Origin of the sequence: Nostoc sp. C057 (genome assembly GCF_013393925.1) — a bacterium.
Lineage (GTDB): Bacteria > Cyanobacteriota > Cyanobacteriia > Cyanobacteriales > Nostocaceae > Nostoc > Nostoc muscorum_A.
In genome coordinates this window covers 4,276,830-4,294,129 of sequence record NZ_CP040281.1, presented here as the reverse complement: position 1 = coordinate 4,294,129, position 17,300 = coordinate 4,276,830, and the positions used below count along the sequence as shown (strand labels likewise).

Here is a 17,300-nt window from a genome sequence, read left to right as displayed (position 1 = left end):
TGAAAAAAGTTATATCATCTGATATTTAAAGAGGGTTATGTTGGAACCAGCCCTCAATTCCCTTTTTCTGGAATTACCGCATAAGCATCAATTTCAAACAACATCCCATCAAGTGCAAGCCTGGGAACGGGAATAAGAGTATTTGCTGGTGGCTTATATCCCCACAAATTACTAATTTCACGTCCTAATGGGATCAATTTACTTTGGTTGTAATCTGCTATAAGAATAGTAGTTTTTGCTACATCTTTTGGTTGGGCACCAACCGCTTGTAAGGCAAAACGGAGGTTTTTAAAAGCCTGTACTAACTGCTTTTCAAAGTCATCGGAGACAAGATTTCCTTGTAAGTCGGAACCAAATTGACCAGAAATATAGACGGTTCTAGTCCTTGGTGGCGTAACAGCTATATGACTATAGCCATTTCGGGTTGCATCATATAATGTTGGTGGGTTCACCAATTTTAAATCTTTATTTTCTTGAGCCCCCACTTCCTTTTGGGTTCCCACCATAAAGGCGGTAGTTATCCCGCTACCTCCAAGCCACAAAAGTGCATTGCGTCGTGATAAGTTTGCTACTACTGAATTTACAGCACTGGTAATACGTCGAGTCATTAAAGCTCCCTAAATATGAGTTCTGTATTGTTGCTCATACTGAGTTCTATTATCTACCGAGTTGAAGTAAAAAGCACTAATTAAGATGACTGTTTCGGAGCGAACAGTCAGCGCTAAACGTACTGACTGCTTCAGCAAACTGCTGGTTTTGTTCCATCAATGCCATGTGTCCACCTGGTTTGAGGGTGACTCTTTCAGAGTAAGGTAATTCTGCTTTCATGCGATCGCTGGCCACAGGTTTAGTCGCTATATCTGAAGCCCCACACATGACCAATACAGGCACGTTAATAGTTGCGAGTGTTTGTGCTTCGTCAAACTTGAACATTGCCAGTGTGCCACGAGCCAGAACACCAGGCGAACCCAATGCTGATAGGAAAGCGGCAAAATTTAGTTGACCGCGTGTTTCAGTACCCGTAAATCCAGATAGTTCTACGCTGATGTACAGCGAACCATTGAAATACGAAAGCCAAGTCATCAACCAAAAAATCGGCCACAGCACGATAGTCAGGTATAACAAAGGTTCAAGTAGCGGTTTCTGCAATTTCCGTACCAGATTGCTAAAGATGCAAGTTTTAACCGGATTGGTGTAAGTAGTATCCACAAGAATTAAGCCAGCCACCCGACTCCCTAATTGCTCTGGAAACAGGCGACAGAATGTTAGGCTTAGTGGTGCAGAAAACTTTCCGAAGTCTCAAGTTGAGAACACAGTGACACGGGAGAACTCAATTTGTTGCTCTATCTGCGTTCGTTTTTTAAGTGAAGCAGTGGCAGATGGGGGACTCTTCCGAGGTAAGGTAGCTAATAGAGGAATTGGGAGGCGTTGATAACACAACCGTTCAATTTCGCGTAATCCTAATTGTAAGAAACTCAATCCCCTCTGGCTGTGCCAATCCAGCATTTTGCGCCGACCTTCACCGACCACCACCACCGCAACAGCAATAGCAATTAAGGTGGCAGGCGCTAGCAACATCAACAAACAATTCAGCGCTTGAGGGTCGCGCAAGTGGGAGCGGATGAGTTCAAAAGCGGCGGACTTATAATCCTTAAAATGTGGCTCAATGCCGCCAAATCGCTGACCATAAACCTCAAAAGTCTGCAAGGACGGCGGCACATCGGAGAGGACAGCCCAAGCCTCACTTGCCAGAGCTAAATGAGCGGTGGCGAGATGACACTCAATGTCCTGCAAAACTTTGACTTTTCGAAACAGATAAGCTTCGCCCTCTTGGGGAAGCAAGTTTGCAACCGCAGCCGTTTGACCATTGGAGAGGGTAATGTTCAAGTCCGATTTCGCCCGAATAGACCACGACCATTGATGCTCCCGTAACCACCGGATCAACGCACCATGTTCAAATCCTCGATCCGCTAACAACGTCACATGACATTCTGCCTAAGCAGCAGCCTTAACGTCGTTTCTAACACGGGGCAGTAGTCCTCAAAGCCCACGGTGGCACTGCCATGCTCCAATACCGTTTGACCAAGTGGAATAGAGCGTCCACCCCAAACTAAACAGATCTCAATTAAGCAATATTGATCCCATAACATACTGGTATCAAGTGTTAGTGTCATCGCCATGCCCTCCCAGGAGTTCAAGAACTGCTGCAACATAGGAAAATAGAAGGTTTCGGCAGTGATTTTGGGATTATGGACAAAGTAGTTTAAGCGCTCCATGTGGCTGCGAGCTTTGCACTCCCTATGACTCAGATAGGGCAACCAGTGGCTCAGACAGGCGCTTTGAGCTTGCAAAATGGCGGCGACATTCTCACAAAAGACTTGCAGATGTCGTTGATCTTGGGGACAAATCCATTGACTTAGTTGAACTTGCAGTTGACGATAAAGATGGGGGACTGACATGGAGTAGTTTTTGTGTGGAAACTTGAGCATCCCATGTCTTCCCCCTCTCTGTCACCCTTGTCTTAGTAAAATTCCCCATATATCAAGCCTTCAGGACTTTTCTGCACCACTAAGGTAAATACTTCTAAGTGTAGATGACTGGGGGAGAGAGAAAGGGATAATGCTGAAGGAGTTGATTTTCTCTCACCAATTACTGACTAGGAGATTATGTGATGAAAACTAGAAAACTAGGGAAACTTGGGTTAGAAGTTTCAACTATCGGACTTGGTTGTATGGGAATGTCTGAGTTTTATAGTGGTCGTGATGAAAATGAGGCGATCGCTACAATTCATCGAGCATTAGAACTTGGAGTTAATTTTCTTGATACTGCTGATATGTATGGGCCTTTCACTAATGAGCAATTAGTAAGCAAAGCAATTAAAGATCGCCGCGATCGAGTAGTATTAGCAACCAAATTTGGTAATGTCCGCACTGAAGATGGTGGTTTTAAAGGAGTTAATGGCAAACCCGAATATGTCCATCAAGCTTGTGATGCTTCACTCAAACGTCTAGGAGTAGAAGTGATTGACCTCTATTATCAACATCGGGTAGATACAACCGTACCCATTGAGGATACTGTAGGAGCAATGGCGGAGTTAGTAAAGCTGGGAAAAGTGCGTTATTTAGGGCTTTCAGAGGCTGCTCCGGCCACGATTCGGCGGGCTGTGACAGTTCACCCCATTGCGGCACTCCAAACAGAATACTCGCTTTGGAGTCGAGAGCCAGAGGATGAAATTTTACCTACCGTGCGGGAATTAGGAATTGGGTTTGTTGCCTATAGCCCATTAGGAAGAGGGTTTTTATCAGGTGCGATCGCTAAACTTGACGATCTAGCACCTGATGACTATCGCAGAAATGCTCCTCGCTTTCAAGGTGAGAATTTTGATAAGAACTTGAAATTAGTTGAGCAAGTGAAGGCAATTGCCACCGAAAAAGGAGTAACCGCTAGTCAACTTGCACTAGCATGGCTATTGGCTCAAGGAGAAGATATTGTGCCAATTCCTGGTACAAAACGCCGTACCTATTTAGAGGAGAATGTTGCAGCTACCGATATTACCCTGACTGAAGAAGAGTTGAATCGACTGGAAGCAGTTGCACCAAAAGGTGTAGCAGCAGGTGAGCGCTACCCTGACATGAGTACTGTTAACCGTTGATCCATTAACGAAATGTAACCAGATTTGTGCCGATTGTTCCCATTAGTGCGATGTCTACGATGGGCTACGCCTACGCAGGTGAAAAGCTAGGACTACACAAAATAATTATGTTGTGAATCAAGGTAAGTATGTCATTTCAGGTTTTTATTAATCATTCTTGGATGGTAAATAGACCTGCGCTGTAGGGGCAATTTATGTAGACGCAAAGCGGCTTACCGTTGGGTATTGCCCCTACGACATATATGGTTTTTCAGTATGGCAAAAGTTTTCGGAGAGTGACAGAAAAGGGTTATTTAGCAATTTGTTGCTTGCGTTTCATTTTCAATGCTAGTGCGATCGTTGCCAGCACACCAAGAACAGTATTAGGTTCTGGGACTGAAAGCTGATTATCCACAGTTCCTGTTTTGCCAATGTCTATCAATATACTTCCAGTATTGTCACTATAGAAAACATCGTTCACAGCTAGAAACAAAAAAGTCGCTGTGGTGGGAATTGTAAGTGTTGTCTCACCGAAAATACCAAAAACACTATCAAATAATGTTTGTTGACCGCACATTCTGTTAGGGTCACTCAGGGTTGTATCACTGCACATATAAGCATTTTTGCCAGGGTCAAAGGTAGAGCCTGGGGAGGCGGTAGAATCAAACAAAGTGTTAGAAGTCCACGTGTTCTGAGTGTAGTCATATTGATTGGCATCTTGCTGATTGAGGGCTACAGCATCAACCACACGTTGTTTAAAGGATGTATTAAGGAGCTGATCTGAGGTACTGAATACCCCTATCATGTCGCTCCTTTGACCTGGACTCCAAACACTCGTGTTAAATTTACCAGAAATATTCAGGCTGATGGAGTCGCCACCTTTCAAACCCAAATCTGCTAGGGATATGGCTTTAGTGTTACCAGCAACAGTACTCACACCTTGGTAATAAGTTGTGTCAGCGTAGGTTCTCAAAAAGGTGTCTGTAGGATCGATTGTCAGGGATGCGGCTTGAGCTTTGTTAACGGTAGAGAATGCTCCTAGTCCTAATAGACTAGAAACCATTAAAACACCCAGGAATTTTTTCATATTCTTGCATTGATTGCGTGTAAATCTATGTTATGCAATAGCCGATAAAGCTTATATAAGTTTATACAAACAAAGATTGAATATTAGATATATTTAACTGGAAAAACTTCGAAAATTTACAGTATTATTATTTATAATTACTAAACTATTTTTTACTTTCAATCACAGCACACGTAGCCAATATTTACACGTAAGGGCTATTACATGTAAATATTGCCAATTGAAAGTGCTTCTAACTCAGCCATAAGGCAGTGGCTGAGTTAGAAATTATATTGTTAGTGCCGCCCATGTGTGTTTGAGTATGTATCAACGATTCTTCATCTGAAAGAAGACGGTTTTCAAATCATCTATACTTGGTATTTCTTGTTAATACGTAAGCTTTAATATTGTTCATAATTTTACTCAAAATCCCAACACCTGCCTTGATTTTTCAAGTACTTCTTTGGGGCGAAATGGTTTAGTTAGATATAAATCTGCACCAACCTCAATCCCTTTTTGTTTATCAAATTCCTGTCCTTTAGCTGTCAATATGACAATGTAGATGTCAGTCATTTCCAAATCATGTTTAACAATGTGGCAGACTTGCAAACCGTTCATTTTAGGCATCATCACATCGAGAAAAACTAGATTTGGTTTTTCAGTTTTAATAGTTTCAAGAGCTTCTTCTCCATTTCTAGCAGTTAGAAGTTCTACGCCCTCATCTTCTAATGCTTCTAAGGCTTGTTCCATCAAAATCAAGATATTGGGTTCATCGTCAACAATCAGAATTTTATGAGTCATAGTAATTAGGGATTGGGAATTGGGCATTGGGCACTGGGAATTGGCATTGGGAAGAGACAGAGGAGCAGGGAGCAGAGGAGAAAGAGATAATTTTTTATTCTCCCCCTTGCCCCCTGCTCGTTTCTCCCTTGCCTCTTCCTCATTCCCCAGTAGGAGCGATTACTGCTCAGACAGCATAATAAAAAATACATTTTCTAACTCTTTCTCAAACCGTAGGGTTTTCACCAAATCACCTTCTTGAGAGAAGATAGAATCGATGATGATCATGTCAGGTTTGGCTGACAGAGCTTTATTGATGCATTCTTGCGGATTAGAGGCTTCAATCACGTTGTATCCCTGAGCTTGTAGTACATCGGATAAGGTTTTTAAAGCTGATGCATTTTTATCTACAACTAATACCTTTTTACTAGAAGTACCCTGGTAAAGCAGTGAGCCAATTTCGTTGAGGAGTTTCTCTGTATTAATGGGCTTGGTGAGATAGCGATCAATACCAATATGGTAGCCCCGTTCTTTGTTTTCAATAATTGACAAAATAATGATCGGAATGTCTGCGGTCTGAGGATCATTCTTGAGAACAGCTGCCACATCAAAACCGTTGATTTGGGGCATCATCACGTCCAAGAGAATCAGATCGGGACGGGCTATTTTAATTTGATGAATTGCATCCACGCCGTCCTTTCCTTCCTGAACGTTGTAGCCTTCATTTTCTAGTTGTTGACGAAGCAGTTCCCGAATGTTAGCGTCATCATCCACAACTAAAATGGTTTTACGGTTTTTGTTCACCACTGGGTTTGTGGTAATGACGTGTTCTTTAAGTTGTTTGACTAGCGTATCCAGATTCAGATTAGTAGTGGTTTTTTGATCGCTGGTGTAGGTGGGAATGATAAATGAGAATATACTGCCATTCCCTGGTTCACTTTCAACCCATATTCTACCGCCATGATGATCGATGATTTGTTTACAGATGGGTAGCCCTAACCCTGTGCCTTTGGGTTTGTCGGTGAGGGTGTCACCAACTTGGCGGAATTTCTCGAACACTTTTGGCTGATCTTCTGGTGCAATTCCAATGCCTGTGTCGATGACGCTGATGCAAACACCGTCGTCTCCTTGTTTGACGCGGCAGGTAACACAACCAGATTCGGTAAATTTAACGGCATTAGAAATCAGATTAATTAAAACTTGCAGCAAACGGTTGCGATCGCCTACTATCTGAGGCAGTCCAGGTTCAATCTCGCTGACCAACTGCAAGCCATTGGTTTCAAACAACCCGGCGGTAGAATTGGTTGCCCAATCCAGTAATTCGCTGGGATCGAGCGGCTGCATCTGCCATTCCACCTTACCTGCTTCCATCTTGGCGATGTCTAAGACATCGTTAATCAAAGACGTGAGCCGTTCTGCTTCCGACACAATAATGTTGAGATTATCCGCCACCCGCTTAATGGTTTTTTGAAGCTTGCGGTCTTCAGTAGAAATTATTGGAAACACATCAGTTTCTAGCTTTTCTTTAATAATCGATGCAAAACCGAGAACAGAGGTTAGTGGTGTTCGCAGTTCGTGGGAAACCGTTGAGATAAAGTCGGTCTTCATCTTGTCAATCTCTTTTTCTGCTGTTATATCCCGAATCAGCAGTGCAGAACCGAAGCAGGTAGGGGGTTCTTGCTCCACCGTCTTTTTGAAAATAGCGGTTGCCACTGCCTGACCAATGCGTTCTTTCGTCAGCGCAACTTCAGCAGAAAACACCTCTCCGGGATGAGATTGAGTTCGGGCAACCAGTTCTGCTAAACCAGATATCGGCAGTTCTCGGTAGTGACCCTTGACGACGGTATCTGTCAATTCATACATAGCTAAAAAGGCAGGATTGAAGTGGGTAATTTGTCCTGCTGTGTCTGCTACTAACAAACCATCTGCTAAATTATCTAAAATGGCATTTAATCCGTGTGCTTCTGCTAAGGTATTTTGCAGGGCAGCTGTCCGCTCTGCAACTCTGGCTTCCAGTTCTTGATTCAATTGCCGTAGAGCGATTTCTGCTTGTTTGCGTGCAGTGATATCGGTATTAATTTCTAGCACCGCGCAGGGCTGACCGTCGATGTCTCGTTGCAATGTCCATCGGCTCTGGACAATAATCAATTTGCCAAAATGGGTGAGGTGTTGGACTTCTCCTTCCCAATTACCTTGCTCTAATAACTCTGCGATGATTTCTTCTTTTGGTTTTGGAAAGATTTTTTTGAGAAATGCTTGAATACATTGGCCTTTTACTTCTTCACGCGTCCAACCGTAGAGTCTCTCGGCACCCTGATTCCAGTGAGAGATTTTGTCGCTCATGTCACGGACAATGATGGCATCACTGGAATGATTTAACATATCCATCAAACGTTGATTTTCGGCTTCTGCTTGTTTGCGATCGTGAATATCGGTGCAAGTACCAATCCATTCTCGAACGCTGCCATCTTTTTCTAAGACGGGGGCACCACAGACAAAAAAGTGCCGATAGTTGCCGTCTTTGGCACGAAATCGATATTCGGTTTGAAAGAGACTCTTATTTGCCACAGCAGCACTCCAGGCTAAGGCTGTGCGGTTACGGTCATCGGGGTGAATCGGATCGAGCCAGCCCAAACCCTCAACCTCATCTGCACTCTGACCTGTGTACGCTAACCAGGTAGGCATTTCATGGCTTACCGCCAGTCCTTCAGGCGTAGCCACCCAGACAATTTGTGAGCTAGCTGTCACCAAAGAGCGAAACCGTTGTTCGTTTTGTTGGAGAGTTTGTTCTCCTAGTTTGCGATCGTGAATATCTGTGCAGGTGCCAACCCACTCTCGAACGTCGCCGTCTGCTTCTAAGACTGGGGCACCACAGACAGAAAAGTGGCGATAGCTGCCGTCTTTGCCACGAATTCGGTATTCTGTTTCATAAATGCTGCACCTGGCCACGGCTGTATACCAGACTTGGGCTGTGCGATCGCGATCGTCAGGATGAACGGCATCAATCCAACCTCCATTTGCCGCTTCCGCTAGACTTTGACCTGTATAAGCTATCCAGCTTGCTAGTTCAATGCAAATTCCTTCTGGTGTGCTTACCCAAACAATTTGTGTCGTAGCGGTTACTAGAGAGCGATATCGAGCTTCACTCTGTTTCAAGATTTGTTCAGTATGTTGGCGTTCCTGCTGGGCGAGTCGAAGATCGCTGATATCCTCCACACTAGACCAAATCATTCGTTCGCCATCTTTCTCAATTATCAGCCCGGAGATTCTGACCGGGACTAGATGCCCATCTTTGTGAATTAGCTCCTTCTCGTAAGGCCCATAGCGACCAGTTTGTTCTAGGTTTTCTAGGGTAGCTCGGTCAGAGGCAGCATAGCTTTCAGGAGTAATTTGCCAATAGCTGAGATTCAGGGTTTCTGGAACAGTGCGCCCCAAAATAGCAGCATAGGCAAGGTTAGTATTAATTAGCGTCCCATCTGTTCGGCACAATGCTAGGCCAACAGGACATTTTTCAAATAGCTGACTATTGTAATCATCAAGTTGCTTAAACATGGTTAAGGTTTCTCTAGTGGCGTATTTTAAGTAGGGTTAGAACAACAGAACCAAGACAACAAAGTGGCGTAAAGCTTTAATGAAATTGGGTGGCGTTGGAACATCTGGTAAATTTCATCGGGTGATGCAGTTTCCACACCTGGATTTTGCTGTGAAAGTCGCTGGATCAAGTGAGTATGGCGGGTCAGTAAATCCGTCGGTTTGAGCATTGGAATTGTTGATGGAATGAAGCCGTCGGCATCGGGTATATGGGGTAATATCGTTGTGACAGTTGGCGAGGCAGAGGTGTAATTCTCTTCTTCAGTAGGGGCAACCACTGCACAATTTAAGGGAATCTGAATCCAGAATTCTGTGCCTTCACCTGGTTGAGAACGACACTTGAGCATTCCTCCATGTTTGTCTACAACAATTTGATAGCTGATTGCCATACCTAACCCGGTTCCCTTACCAATATCTTTTGTGGTGAAAAAGGGATCGTAAATGCGGTGGATAACGTCCTCCTTCATGCCTGGGCCATTGTCGGCAATCAGAATCACAGCCCACTGGCGATCGAGAACTTTGGTACGAATAGTGATTTGGGGAGTGGGGAGTGGAGAGTGAGGAGATGGCGGGACAAGGAGATGGGGTGAATGAGAATTTTTCCATTCCCCATTACTCATTGTCTCCTCCAAAGCATCAATGGCATTTGCCAGGATGTTCATAAACACCTGATTCAACTGTCCGGGATAGCATTCAATGAGGGGAAGTTTTGCATAGTCTTTGATGATTTCAATTGCCGGACGGTGAACATCTGCTTTCAGGCGATGGTGAAGAATCATTAGCGTTCCGTCGATACCATCATGGATATTGACGGCTTTCATTTCTGCTTCGTCGTGGCGGGAGAAGTTTTTCAGCGATTGGACAATTTCGACGATGCGACCGGTGCCCAGTTTCATCGAATCTAGCAGTTTGGGGAAATCCTGCATGATAAATTCCAGGTCTATATTGTCTAACTCTGATTCCAACTCTGGAGGGATAACAGGTAGGAATTTCTGATAGTTTTCCAATAGGTGTAATAAGTTTTGGGCGTATTCGGCAACATACTTTAAATTGCCGCAAATAAAGTTAAGCGGGTTGTTGATTTCGTGGGCAACTCCGGCAATAAGTTGTCCGAGACTGGACATTTTTTCGCTTTGGATTAACTGAGTTTGGGCCAATTGCAGCTCATGAAGAGCTTGCTGAAGCTTTTTTGTCTGAGCTTGTGCCTGAACTGCTGCTTGAGTGCTTTGCTCGTAAAGCAAAGCTTTGTCAATGGCGATCGCTGTTTGAGAGGCAAAGATACTCACAAGTTTCAGGTGTTCGGCTTTGTATGAATCGGTTTTGGATGCCCCAATCGCGATCGCTCCCAGTACCCGCTCTTTGGCTCGTAACGGTACACAAATCATGGCGCTAACGTTTTTTTTCAGCTGTAATCGAAGATCGGTTTGCACATCATTGATCAGTTCTGCCCGGTTGGATTGCACAATGTTGCCAATAATCCCCTTACCTGGTTCCGGGTGGCTATCGTCAAAAAAATCTCCAAATTCGGCAATGATTTCAAATGCAGTTGCATCTGGACTCAAAAGCAGAATCATCCCCGCAGACGATTCAATTAATCGACTTAATTCTTGAAGCACGAGTTGAGCAATCTGTCGCGTATCCAAACTTGTTGCGAGTTGAGTCGAGATATCGTCAAACAAATCAATTTCTTGGTATCGCTCTAGCAATTCTATGGCCAGTACTTTCTTCTCAGCTTCTTGCTTTGCCAACAATGAGAGCAAATTTGCAACTAGAGTTGCCTGTTCTCCTCCCACAACCCAACCGATGATTTCTCCTGACATCTCGATTGGATATCGGTTTTCGGTAGTTTGCTCCCCAATGCTAAGTAGTTTTGTGCCGTCTACGAGTTCAACATCAATCGCAATGTTGAGTTGGTAGACTAAATTATGAAGGAGAGATGGCAATTCTTTTTTGTTGAGAATCTTTCTGAGGCTAACTGGGGACATAAAACACCTCATAAGCAGCAAGTTGCAAATTAACCCCATTCAAGCAAATTGGGTGATTAATCTTATCAATGAAGACAGGAAATACAGGGCAAGAAGTGAGACAGGTCGGTCTTGGGGGTTTTCCCCATGAGCGACTGCGTTCGCGTAACGTCTCCGTTCGCAAAGCGTGCCCGAAGGGCTTAGGAGATACCCGAAGGGTAGAAGGAAAACAGCCCTCTCTAGAAAAGAGAGAAATTATCATAAAAATCTAGAGATATAATAATTTACTAATTAAGACTAGTTTTCCCAAAAATATTGGCGATATAACAGTGAAGTTGAACATTAGCAAATACCTTTATACTTCGTTACAAAGGTATACTTCTGTTTGTGTAACTCGCTTATTTTTAGGGCTTACACAAAGCCACATACAGTAGTGGCAATTCATGAATTGCCACTACCTGATAATATATTTTTCTGAAAAGATAAATAGCGTACCAAAAGAAGCTGCGATCGCAACTTCTTTTGGTACGTTTAAAAAGTATTGAGATAAGTAGTAGCTTCAGTTAGATCCGCGAGTAGCGAAAGCGAAGTCTGAGTAACCGAAGCCAGCGTAACCACATTTGTGCAGGTTGTTCAAAGAATGTAAAAATATCACCGAAACCTAAATTAGTTTTGTGATGATGTAACCAGTGTCTCTCAGGAGTAGTAACAAATAAAATTTGGCATAAAATATTTATAGGCTTTGGAGTTTGCCAACCAAGTACACTTATGTGTCTCCACCATACATGAAACTGACCAAGCAGTAATCCCGAAATAACGCCAATGGGAGAGAAAGACCACAAGACTACTGCTATGAGTACATAAGGCAAAGCTCCTAAGATACCATCTAAAAGAACTTGAGGATTAAAAGTCAGAATAGCGTAGTGGCGGAAATCTTTTTTCCAGGAGTGGTGCGTTTTTAAATGAAGGCTACCAAAAACATGCTCGGGTACGTGGTAAATAAATGTAGATAGAAAATCACCAAAAAACAGTAATAACCAAGCAACAGCGATAGCCTCAAGCATTTGTACTCCTCAAGAATAGTTAAGAAAACTCCACAGAAAATATGCAAATGTCATGCTGTCGGCGTAGACACCTGGTTTCCTCCGTGCAAACAGCATTTGTGCTTATCATGGGTCTACGCTCCAGTGAATTTGGTTCAGAGTATATGTAATTGGATCAGTTGCAGTTTCATGAATCTCCAATCCTTAAATGCAGTAAACAGCAACTCCTAAGAACCTCCACCTTGACTTCTAGCTCTGGGTTAATGGTAGCAATACATCTAAAACCCGATAGAAATACAGGATTTTACCAGAGTTACTACACAATCTTCTTACTAAGGCATACAGCGTAGGCAAAGATTGAGTTAAAGTTAGTACAAATTTAGGTTAAGGCTTTTTTCGAAATTGTTAATTCCAAATTGATTGCAATTAAGTCTCAATAATGAATTTAATCAGAACCACAGAAATAAGGATTCTGCCAAAACAACTTGGGTCATCAAGGTGAGTAAAGCGAGTTTACAATTAAATTGAGATATGGCAAAATTTTGAGTATATAGAACCAACATGATTTTTCAGAGACAAGTGATGTAAAATCTACATTTAGACCCCTAAAATTCAATTCAAATTTTCCCATAAAAAGTAGATAAATGCCTTGATTTGGCTACGAATAAGCTAAAATTAGTCCTGAAATTATGATCCTATAATAGAAAAAATAACCCTGTTTTTTATAAGCGGGTTCGGGTGAGATTCTGAGGCGGAATATCACTATTCTAAGCATATTGCCATATATCCTAATTATTTTATAATCTAACAACATAAAGAGTTTGATGAGTAATTTATCTATAAAAATTGCTGAAATGTCTAAAGATTTTCCTACAATTAAAGCAATTAGACAAGTAGTTTTTCAGGATGAACAAAATGTAGATCCTGCTTTAGAATTTGATGGCAAAGATGCAATATCTGAGCATTTGATTGCTTATTTAAATGAAAAAGCTGTTGGTACTGCCAGAATTAGATACTTGGAAGATAAAACTGCCAAGATAGAAAGGCTTGCAGTTTTATCTACAGCTAGAGGACAGGGTATTGGTACAAAAATTATGGAAAAGGCACTACAGATTATAGCTAACAAAAATATTACACAAGTTGTGATTCACGCTCAAGAATATGTGATAAATTTATACAAAAAACTGGATTTTATAGAAGAGGGAGAAATATTTGAAGAAGCAAGCATTCGCCATGTAACAATGAGAAAAAACATCTCATAGTCTAAATAATCTGCTTATTTTAATAACTGGTAATCACAGCAGTTGACAATGATTTTAAATACGAAATTTCCTAACCAATAAACAAGAAATTTCATAGTAAAATTAGCTCAAATATCGCATTAGTAATGACTCTAGCTGGACTGTGCGGATTGGCTTAACAAGATAGTCATTAGCACTACCTGGTAACTTGTTAATTTCTTTTTCTATCGGTTCGCTCAAAGTCATTATTACAATCGGTGTATCTTTCCAAGAAGGCTTTTGTCTAAGAAGATTTAGCAAATTTAAGATCCTAGTTTTTCTAGTTAGCTGTAAATCAAAAAAAACTAAATCTGCTTGGAGGCTTTGCACCTGGTTCAAAAAATCGTTTTCATTATCTATCCACTTGACTTTATAGCCAATTGAATGAAGATAGTCTTGCAAAACTGTTGCAGTTTTTTCCTCTTCTTCTATAAGTAAAATAGTTTTATTTTTGGAGATGTCTGGGGAGGAGGATAAAGTAAACTCTTCTCCCTCATCTCCCTGATCTTCCTCATGCTTTTCATTCTCGACTGCTTTCGAAATTACTGGATTTGGTAAAAACAAAGTGAACTGACTGCCTTCTCCTAAAGTCGATGTAACAGTTAAATCTCCACCATGCAAACGTGCTAGTTTGCGTGTTAAAGCTAAACCTAAACCAGTGCCTTCATACTGCCGATTTAATTGGCTATCAAGCTGTTTAAATGGTTCAAATAGAAATTGAAACTGATTTGGGTCTATACCAATTCCAGTATCTGAAACTGTAAAGGTTATTCCTTGAGGTACTTTTTTCACTACCAGCGATACATCACCGGCTGGGGTAAATTTAATGGCATTGGTGAGCAGATTGAGTAGCATTTGCTTGATGCGCCGCTCATCAGCAATACAAATATCCTCTTGTAGGTCAATTTTGTAGGTGAGTTTTAACCCCTTTTCTGAGGCGCGATCGCGCACTGTCCAGATGGCATAATTACATAAATCAGATACTGGTAAAGGTGACAGTAACAGTTCTTCTTTGCCTGCTTCTACCTTCGATAAATCAAGAATATCGTTAATCAGTGCCAGCAAATGCTCACCACTACTATATATACAACTTACATATTCGTTCTGCTTTTCATTGAGAGAGCCAACTACTTCTTGTTGCAGCAACTGCGATAAGCCCATAATCGCATTAAGAGGTGTTCGCAACTCGTGGCTCATGGTTGCTAAAAATTCACTTTTTGCCCGACTAGCAGCTTCTGCTGCTTCTTGAGAGGCACGTAGTTTCAATTCTGTTTCCTTGCGTTCAGTAATATCCTCAATCATCGCTAGAAAAAACTCAGGTTCACCATTGCTGTCTGGTATAACAGAAACAGAGATATGAGTCCAAACTAGGCTACCATCTTTATGTAAGCAGCGTCTTTCCACCTCAATGCGATGTTTATCGACAGCCTGTTCCTCAAGTTCGGAGACTTGGAAGCCGAACCTTGAAGTTTTCCCTGAGTTTTTGCCAATTTCTGACACCAGTTGTTTGTAAAGTTTTAAATCCCCCTTTTGCGTGGAAATGTAATCTGTAAAGCGCTTACCGTATAGTTCTTCTTGGCTGTATCCTAAAATCTCGCACAGTACCGGATTAGTATCGACTATCTGCGCTTTCATATCTATAAGTCCAATACCAATAGAAGAACGTTCAAAAATTGCCCGAAATTTCGCCTCACTCTGTCGCAGTGCTTCCTGTACCATGTTTCGCTCGCTTGCTTCTATAGCCAAAGTCACGAAATCTGCAATCGAGCCAGCAAAAGTTTCTTCTTCTAAAGTCCATTGGCGAAGTTCACCTATATGTTCGTGGCATACTACGCCTACCAAACGACCCTCTAGCCAAATGGGTGCATCCAATAGGGATGTGATGCCTAAAATACAAAGATAAGGCTCGGATAATTCTTGGGTTCTTATATCATTTCTGGCATCATTTGCGGCAATGGTACGTTCTTCTTCTAATGCCTGGAAATAAGCTGGATAATTTTCTTGTGAAAGTGAGTTACCAAAGCTATGCTCTTTAGTCTTTACATCATATAAATCGATGCATTCAATTTTTGAGCGTTCTTCATTATATAACCACACCCCAACTCGCTTGACTAAGAGCGTCTGAGCAGCAGTTTCTGTGATCTCTCTCAATACTGCATTAAGATTGCCTTGTTGAAATGTCTTGCTTCTTGCCAGTTGTACTAATGTCTGACTTTGTTTTCGACGACTATTTTCTCTGATTTGTAAAGCCTCTTGGGACTGATTTTGCTCTGTAATATCTCTAGCTGACACCACCTGCATTACTTGACCTCAAGAAGAAATAATTTTGCTTTCCAGTTCTACGCAAAAAGTAGAACCGTCTTTGTATAACTACAATTACTTGGTATGCTTTTTCATAACCGGAAAGTATATTTTTTATAATCAAATTTTTCTGATTCTGGATAACGAGTTCCAAACTATATTTTGCTAATCACTTTTATTACTTCATGCCAGTAATTTTTGCCAGGGGATAATTAGCATTTACAGGAATTCTACTATCAAGTAATTTCACTCAAATATTAAGTAGTATAGTGTTTTGATTTGGGAAGTAGGAAGTGGTGTAGTTTAATTACTTGAAAAGGGCTGTAAGCCAATTTGTTGGTTAGTGTTAATGTTAATTCATTTTTTTGGAACTGTACAAAATCAAGCTTGCTGAGGCAATGGGCATAAGCCCTAAGTTCTGGAGCAACTTCACAGATAATCGATATGATTACCAAAACACAGTTGATTCCCCTAGAGAAAGATACTTAATGACTAAAATTTTGAGAATATTAAGGTAATGCGAGCTTTTATGGAGGTGGAGCTATGACGGTTAGTAATGTGAGAATTGTTTCCCTAATTCCCGGTGGAACAGAGATTTTAGCGGCACTAGGATTGGTTAATGCTATTGTGGGGCGATCGCACGAATGCGATTACCCTCCAGAAATCCTCGATCGCCCCATTTGTACCCAAGCACGCTTAGACTCCAATGCCTCCAGCAGCCAAATTAACGATGAGGTGAACGATTTATTACAATCTGCTCTCAGTATTTATGAAATCAAAACTGATGTTTTAGAGCAGTTGCAGCCTACTCACATTCTCACTCAAAACCAGTGTGATGTTTGCGCTGTCAGCTTAAACGAAGTTGAAAAGGCAGTTGCCACACTCATTGACAGTAAACCGCAGATTATTTCTTTACAACCCAATATTCTCCAAGATATTTGGGCTGATATTGAGCGAGTCGGTAACGCCTTCGAGGTAGATTCGGTAAAAGTCTTAGAAAATTTAGAAGCTCGCGTCAAAATTTGTCAGCAAAGAATCCAAGGACTTTCTTTAAATGAACAGCCTACTGTTGCCTGTATTGAGTGGACTGATCCTTTAATGGTTGCCGCCAATTGGATTCCTGAATTAGTTAACTTGGCAGGAGGACAGTCTCTATTTTGTTATACAGGTCAGCCTTCTCCTATCTTGCCGTGGGAAACACTATTAACAACTAATCCAGATGTCATTGTTTTTATGCCTTGTGGCTTTGATTTAAATCGCACTCGCCAAGAAGCAAAATTGTTAACTAAACGTCCAGAGTGGGAAAAACTACACGCTACGCAAGCTGGTAGGGTTTACATCACTGATGGCAATTCTTACTTTAATCGCCCAGGGCCACGACTGGTAGATTCTCTCGAAATTTTGGCTGAAATTTTGCATCCCGAAATTTTCCAATACGGCTACAAAGGAACAGCTTGGGAACTTTTGTAAAGAAGAATTCAGAATTCAGGAGTCAGAATTCAGGAGTACGATGGTTACTGAGTTTGTCGTACCACTTGCCTACGGCACGCTCCGCGAACGTGCCGTAGGCAAGCTACGGTCAGCGTCTCGTAGAGAAGTACTGAGTGATATAGCTTAAAGCTTTGGCGGGTTCCAATAGCCCAC

At 41.9% G+C, this 17,300-nt stretch carries 11 protein-coding genes and 1 pseudogene; 3 read left to right on the top strand and 9 right to left on the bottom strand.

The window, feature by feature from the left end; translation table 11 throughout:
• Positions 1-53: 53 nt before the first annotated feature.
• The 3 genes and pseudogenes from FD724_RS18375 to FD724_RS18365 form a co-directional block, all read right to left on the bottom strand.
• Positions 54-608, bottom strand: coding sequence for a RidA family protein (locus FD724_RS18375; protein WP_179073602.1), 555 nt, complete (start codon positions 606-608; stop codon positions 54-56).
• A 76-nt stretch (positions 609-684) separates the two neighbouring features.
• Entirely contained in the window at positions 685-1,227 is a 543-nt protein-coding gene (locus tag FD724_RS18370) for an alpha/beta fold hydrolase (protein ID WP_256874304.1), read from the bottom strand.
• A gap of 72 nt (positions 1,228-1,299) precedes the next feature.
• Positions 1,300-2,459: pseudogene (locus FD724_RS18365) on the bottom strand (transposase).
• Positions 2,460-2,671: 212 nt separating this feature from the next.
• Between FD724_RS18365 and FD724_RS18360 the strand changes: the two are divergent.
• The gene (locus FD724_RS18360) at positions 2,672-3,652 is read left to right on the top strand and encodes an aldo/keto reductase (RefSeq protein WP_179073601.1); all 981 of its coding nucleotides are present in this window, start codon (positions 2,672-2,674) and stop codon (positions 3,650-3,652) included.
• A gap of 289 nt (positions 3,653-3,941) precedes the next feature.
• Here the strand turns inward: FD724_RS18360 and FD724_RS18355 are convergent, their stop codons facing one another.
• The 5 genes from FD724_RS18355 to FD724_RS18335 all read right to left on the bottom strand — a co-directional run bounded on the left by FD724_RS18355 (position 3,942) and on the right by FD724_RS18335 (position 12,096).
• On the bottom strand, positions 3,942-4,718 hold the full coding sequence (locus FD724_RS18355) for a PEP-CTERM sorting domain-containing protein (RefSeq protein ID WP_179073600.1): 777 nt from the start codon (positions 4,716-4,718) through the stop codon (positions 3,942-3,944).
• 402 nt (positions 4,719-5,120) lie between these two features.
• Positions 5,121-5,498 carry a response regulator transcription factor gene (locus FD724_RS18350; RefSeq protein WP_114086157.1) on the bottom strand — a complete coding sequence of 126 codons (378 nt, stop codon included), beginning with the start codon at positions 5,496-5,498 and terminating at the stop codon, positions 5,121-5,123.
• A 159-nt stretch (positions 5,499-5,657) separates the two neighbouring features.
• Positions 5,658-9,029 (bottom strand): PAS domain S-box protein, encoded by a 3,372-nt coding sequence (locus FD724_RS18345; protein ID WP_179073599.1) that lies wholly within the window; start codon positions 9,027-9,029, stop codon positions 5,658-5,660.
• A 26-nt stretch (positions 9,030-9,055) separates the two neighbouring features.
• Positions 9,056-11,053, bottom strand: a complete 1,998-nt coding sequence (locus tag FD724_RS18340; RefSeq protein ID WP_179073598.1) for an ATP-binding protein — start codon at positions 11,051-11,053, stop codon at positions 9,056-9,058.
• A gap of 542 nt (positions 11,054-11,595) precedes the next feature.
• Positions 11,596-12,096, bottom strand: coding sequence for a fatty acid hydroxylase (locus tag FD724_RS18335; protein ID WP_114086060.1), 501 nt, complete (start codon positions 12,094-12,096; stop codon positions 11,596-11,598).
• Between the two features lie 803 nt (positions 12,097-12,899).
• Here FD724_RS18335 and FD724_RS18330 point away from each other — a divergent pair.
• Positions 12,900-13,337: a GNAT family N-acetyltransferase gene (locus FD724_RS18330; RefSeq protein ID WP_114086061.1), complete on the top strand. Its 438-nt coding sequence runs from the start codon at positions 12,900-12,902 to the stop codon at positions 13,335-13,337.
• 102 nt (positions 13,338-13,439) lie between these two features.
• Here the strand turns inward: FD724_RS18330 and FD724_RS18325 are convergent, their stop codons facing one another.
• Positions 13,440-15,656: an ATP-binding protein gene (locus FD724_RS18325; RefSeq protein WP_179073597.1), complete on the bottom strand. Its 2,217-nt coding sequence runs from the start codon at positions 15,654-15,656 to the stop codon at positions 13,440-13,442.
• 543 nt (positions 15,657-16,199) lie between these two features.
• Here FD724_RS18325 and FD724_RS18320 point away from each other — a divergent pair.
• The gene (locus FD724_RS18320; RefSeq protein ID WP_179073596.1) at positions 16,200-17,126 is read left to right on the top strand and encodes a cobalamin-binding protein; all 927 of its coding nucleotides are present in this window, start codon (positions 16,200-16,202) and stop codon (positions 17,124-17,126) included.
• Positions 17,127-17,300: the final 174 nt, after the last annotated feature.

Excerpts from the sequence above, each read along its gene's own strand:
- FD724_RS18375 (WP_179073602.1), bottom strand. The coding sequence starts at position 608 with ATGACTCGACGTATTACCAGTGCTGTAAATTCAGTAGTAGCAAACTTA.
- FD724_RS18340 (WP_179073598.1), bottom strand. The coding sequence starts at position 11,053 with ATGTCCCCAGTTAGCCTCAGAAAGATTCTCAACAAAAAAGAATTGCCA.
- FD724_RS18330 (WP_114086061.1), top strand. The coding sequence starts at position 12,900 with ATGAGTAATTTATCTATAAAAATTGCTGAAATGTCTAAAGATTTTCCT.
- FD724_RS18360 (WP_179073601.1), top strand. The coding sequence starts at position 2,672 with ATGAAAACTAGAAAACTAGGGAAACTTGGGTTAGAAGTTTCAACTATC.
- FD724_RS18335 (WP_114086060.1), bottom strand. The coding sequence starts at position 12,096 with ATGCTTGAGGCTATCGCTGTTGCTTGGTTATTACTGTTTTTTGGTGAT.
- FD724_RS18350 (WP_114086157.1), bottom strand. The coding sequence starts at position 5,498 with ATGACTCATAAAATTCTGATTGTTGACGATGAACCCAATATCTTGATT.
- FD724_RS18325 (WP_179073597.1), bottom strand. The coding sequence starts at position 15,656 with ATGCAGGTGGTGTCAGCTAGAGATATTACAGAGCAAAATCAGTCCCAA.
- FD724_RS18320 (WP_179073596.1), top strand. The coding sequence starts at position 16,200 with ATGACGGTTAGTAATGTGAGAATTGTTTCCCTAATTCCCGGTGGAACA.
- FD724_RS18345 (WP_179073599.1), bottom strand. The coding sequence starts at position 9,029 with ATGTTTAAGCAACTTGATGATTACAATAGTCAGCTATTTGAAAAATGT.
- FD724_RS18355 (WP_179073600.1), bottom strand. The coding sequence starts at position 4,718 with ATGAAAAAATTCCTGGGTGTTTTAATGGTTTCTAGTCTATTAGGACTA.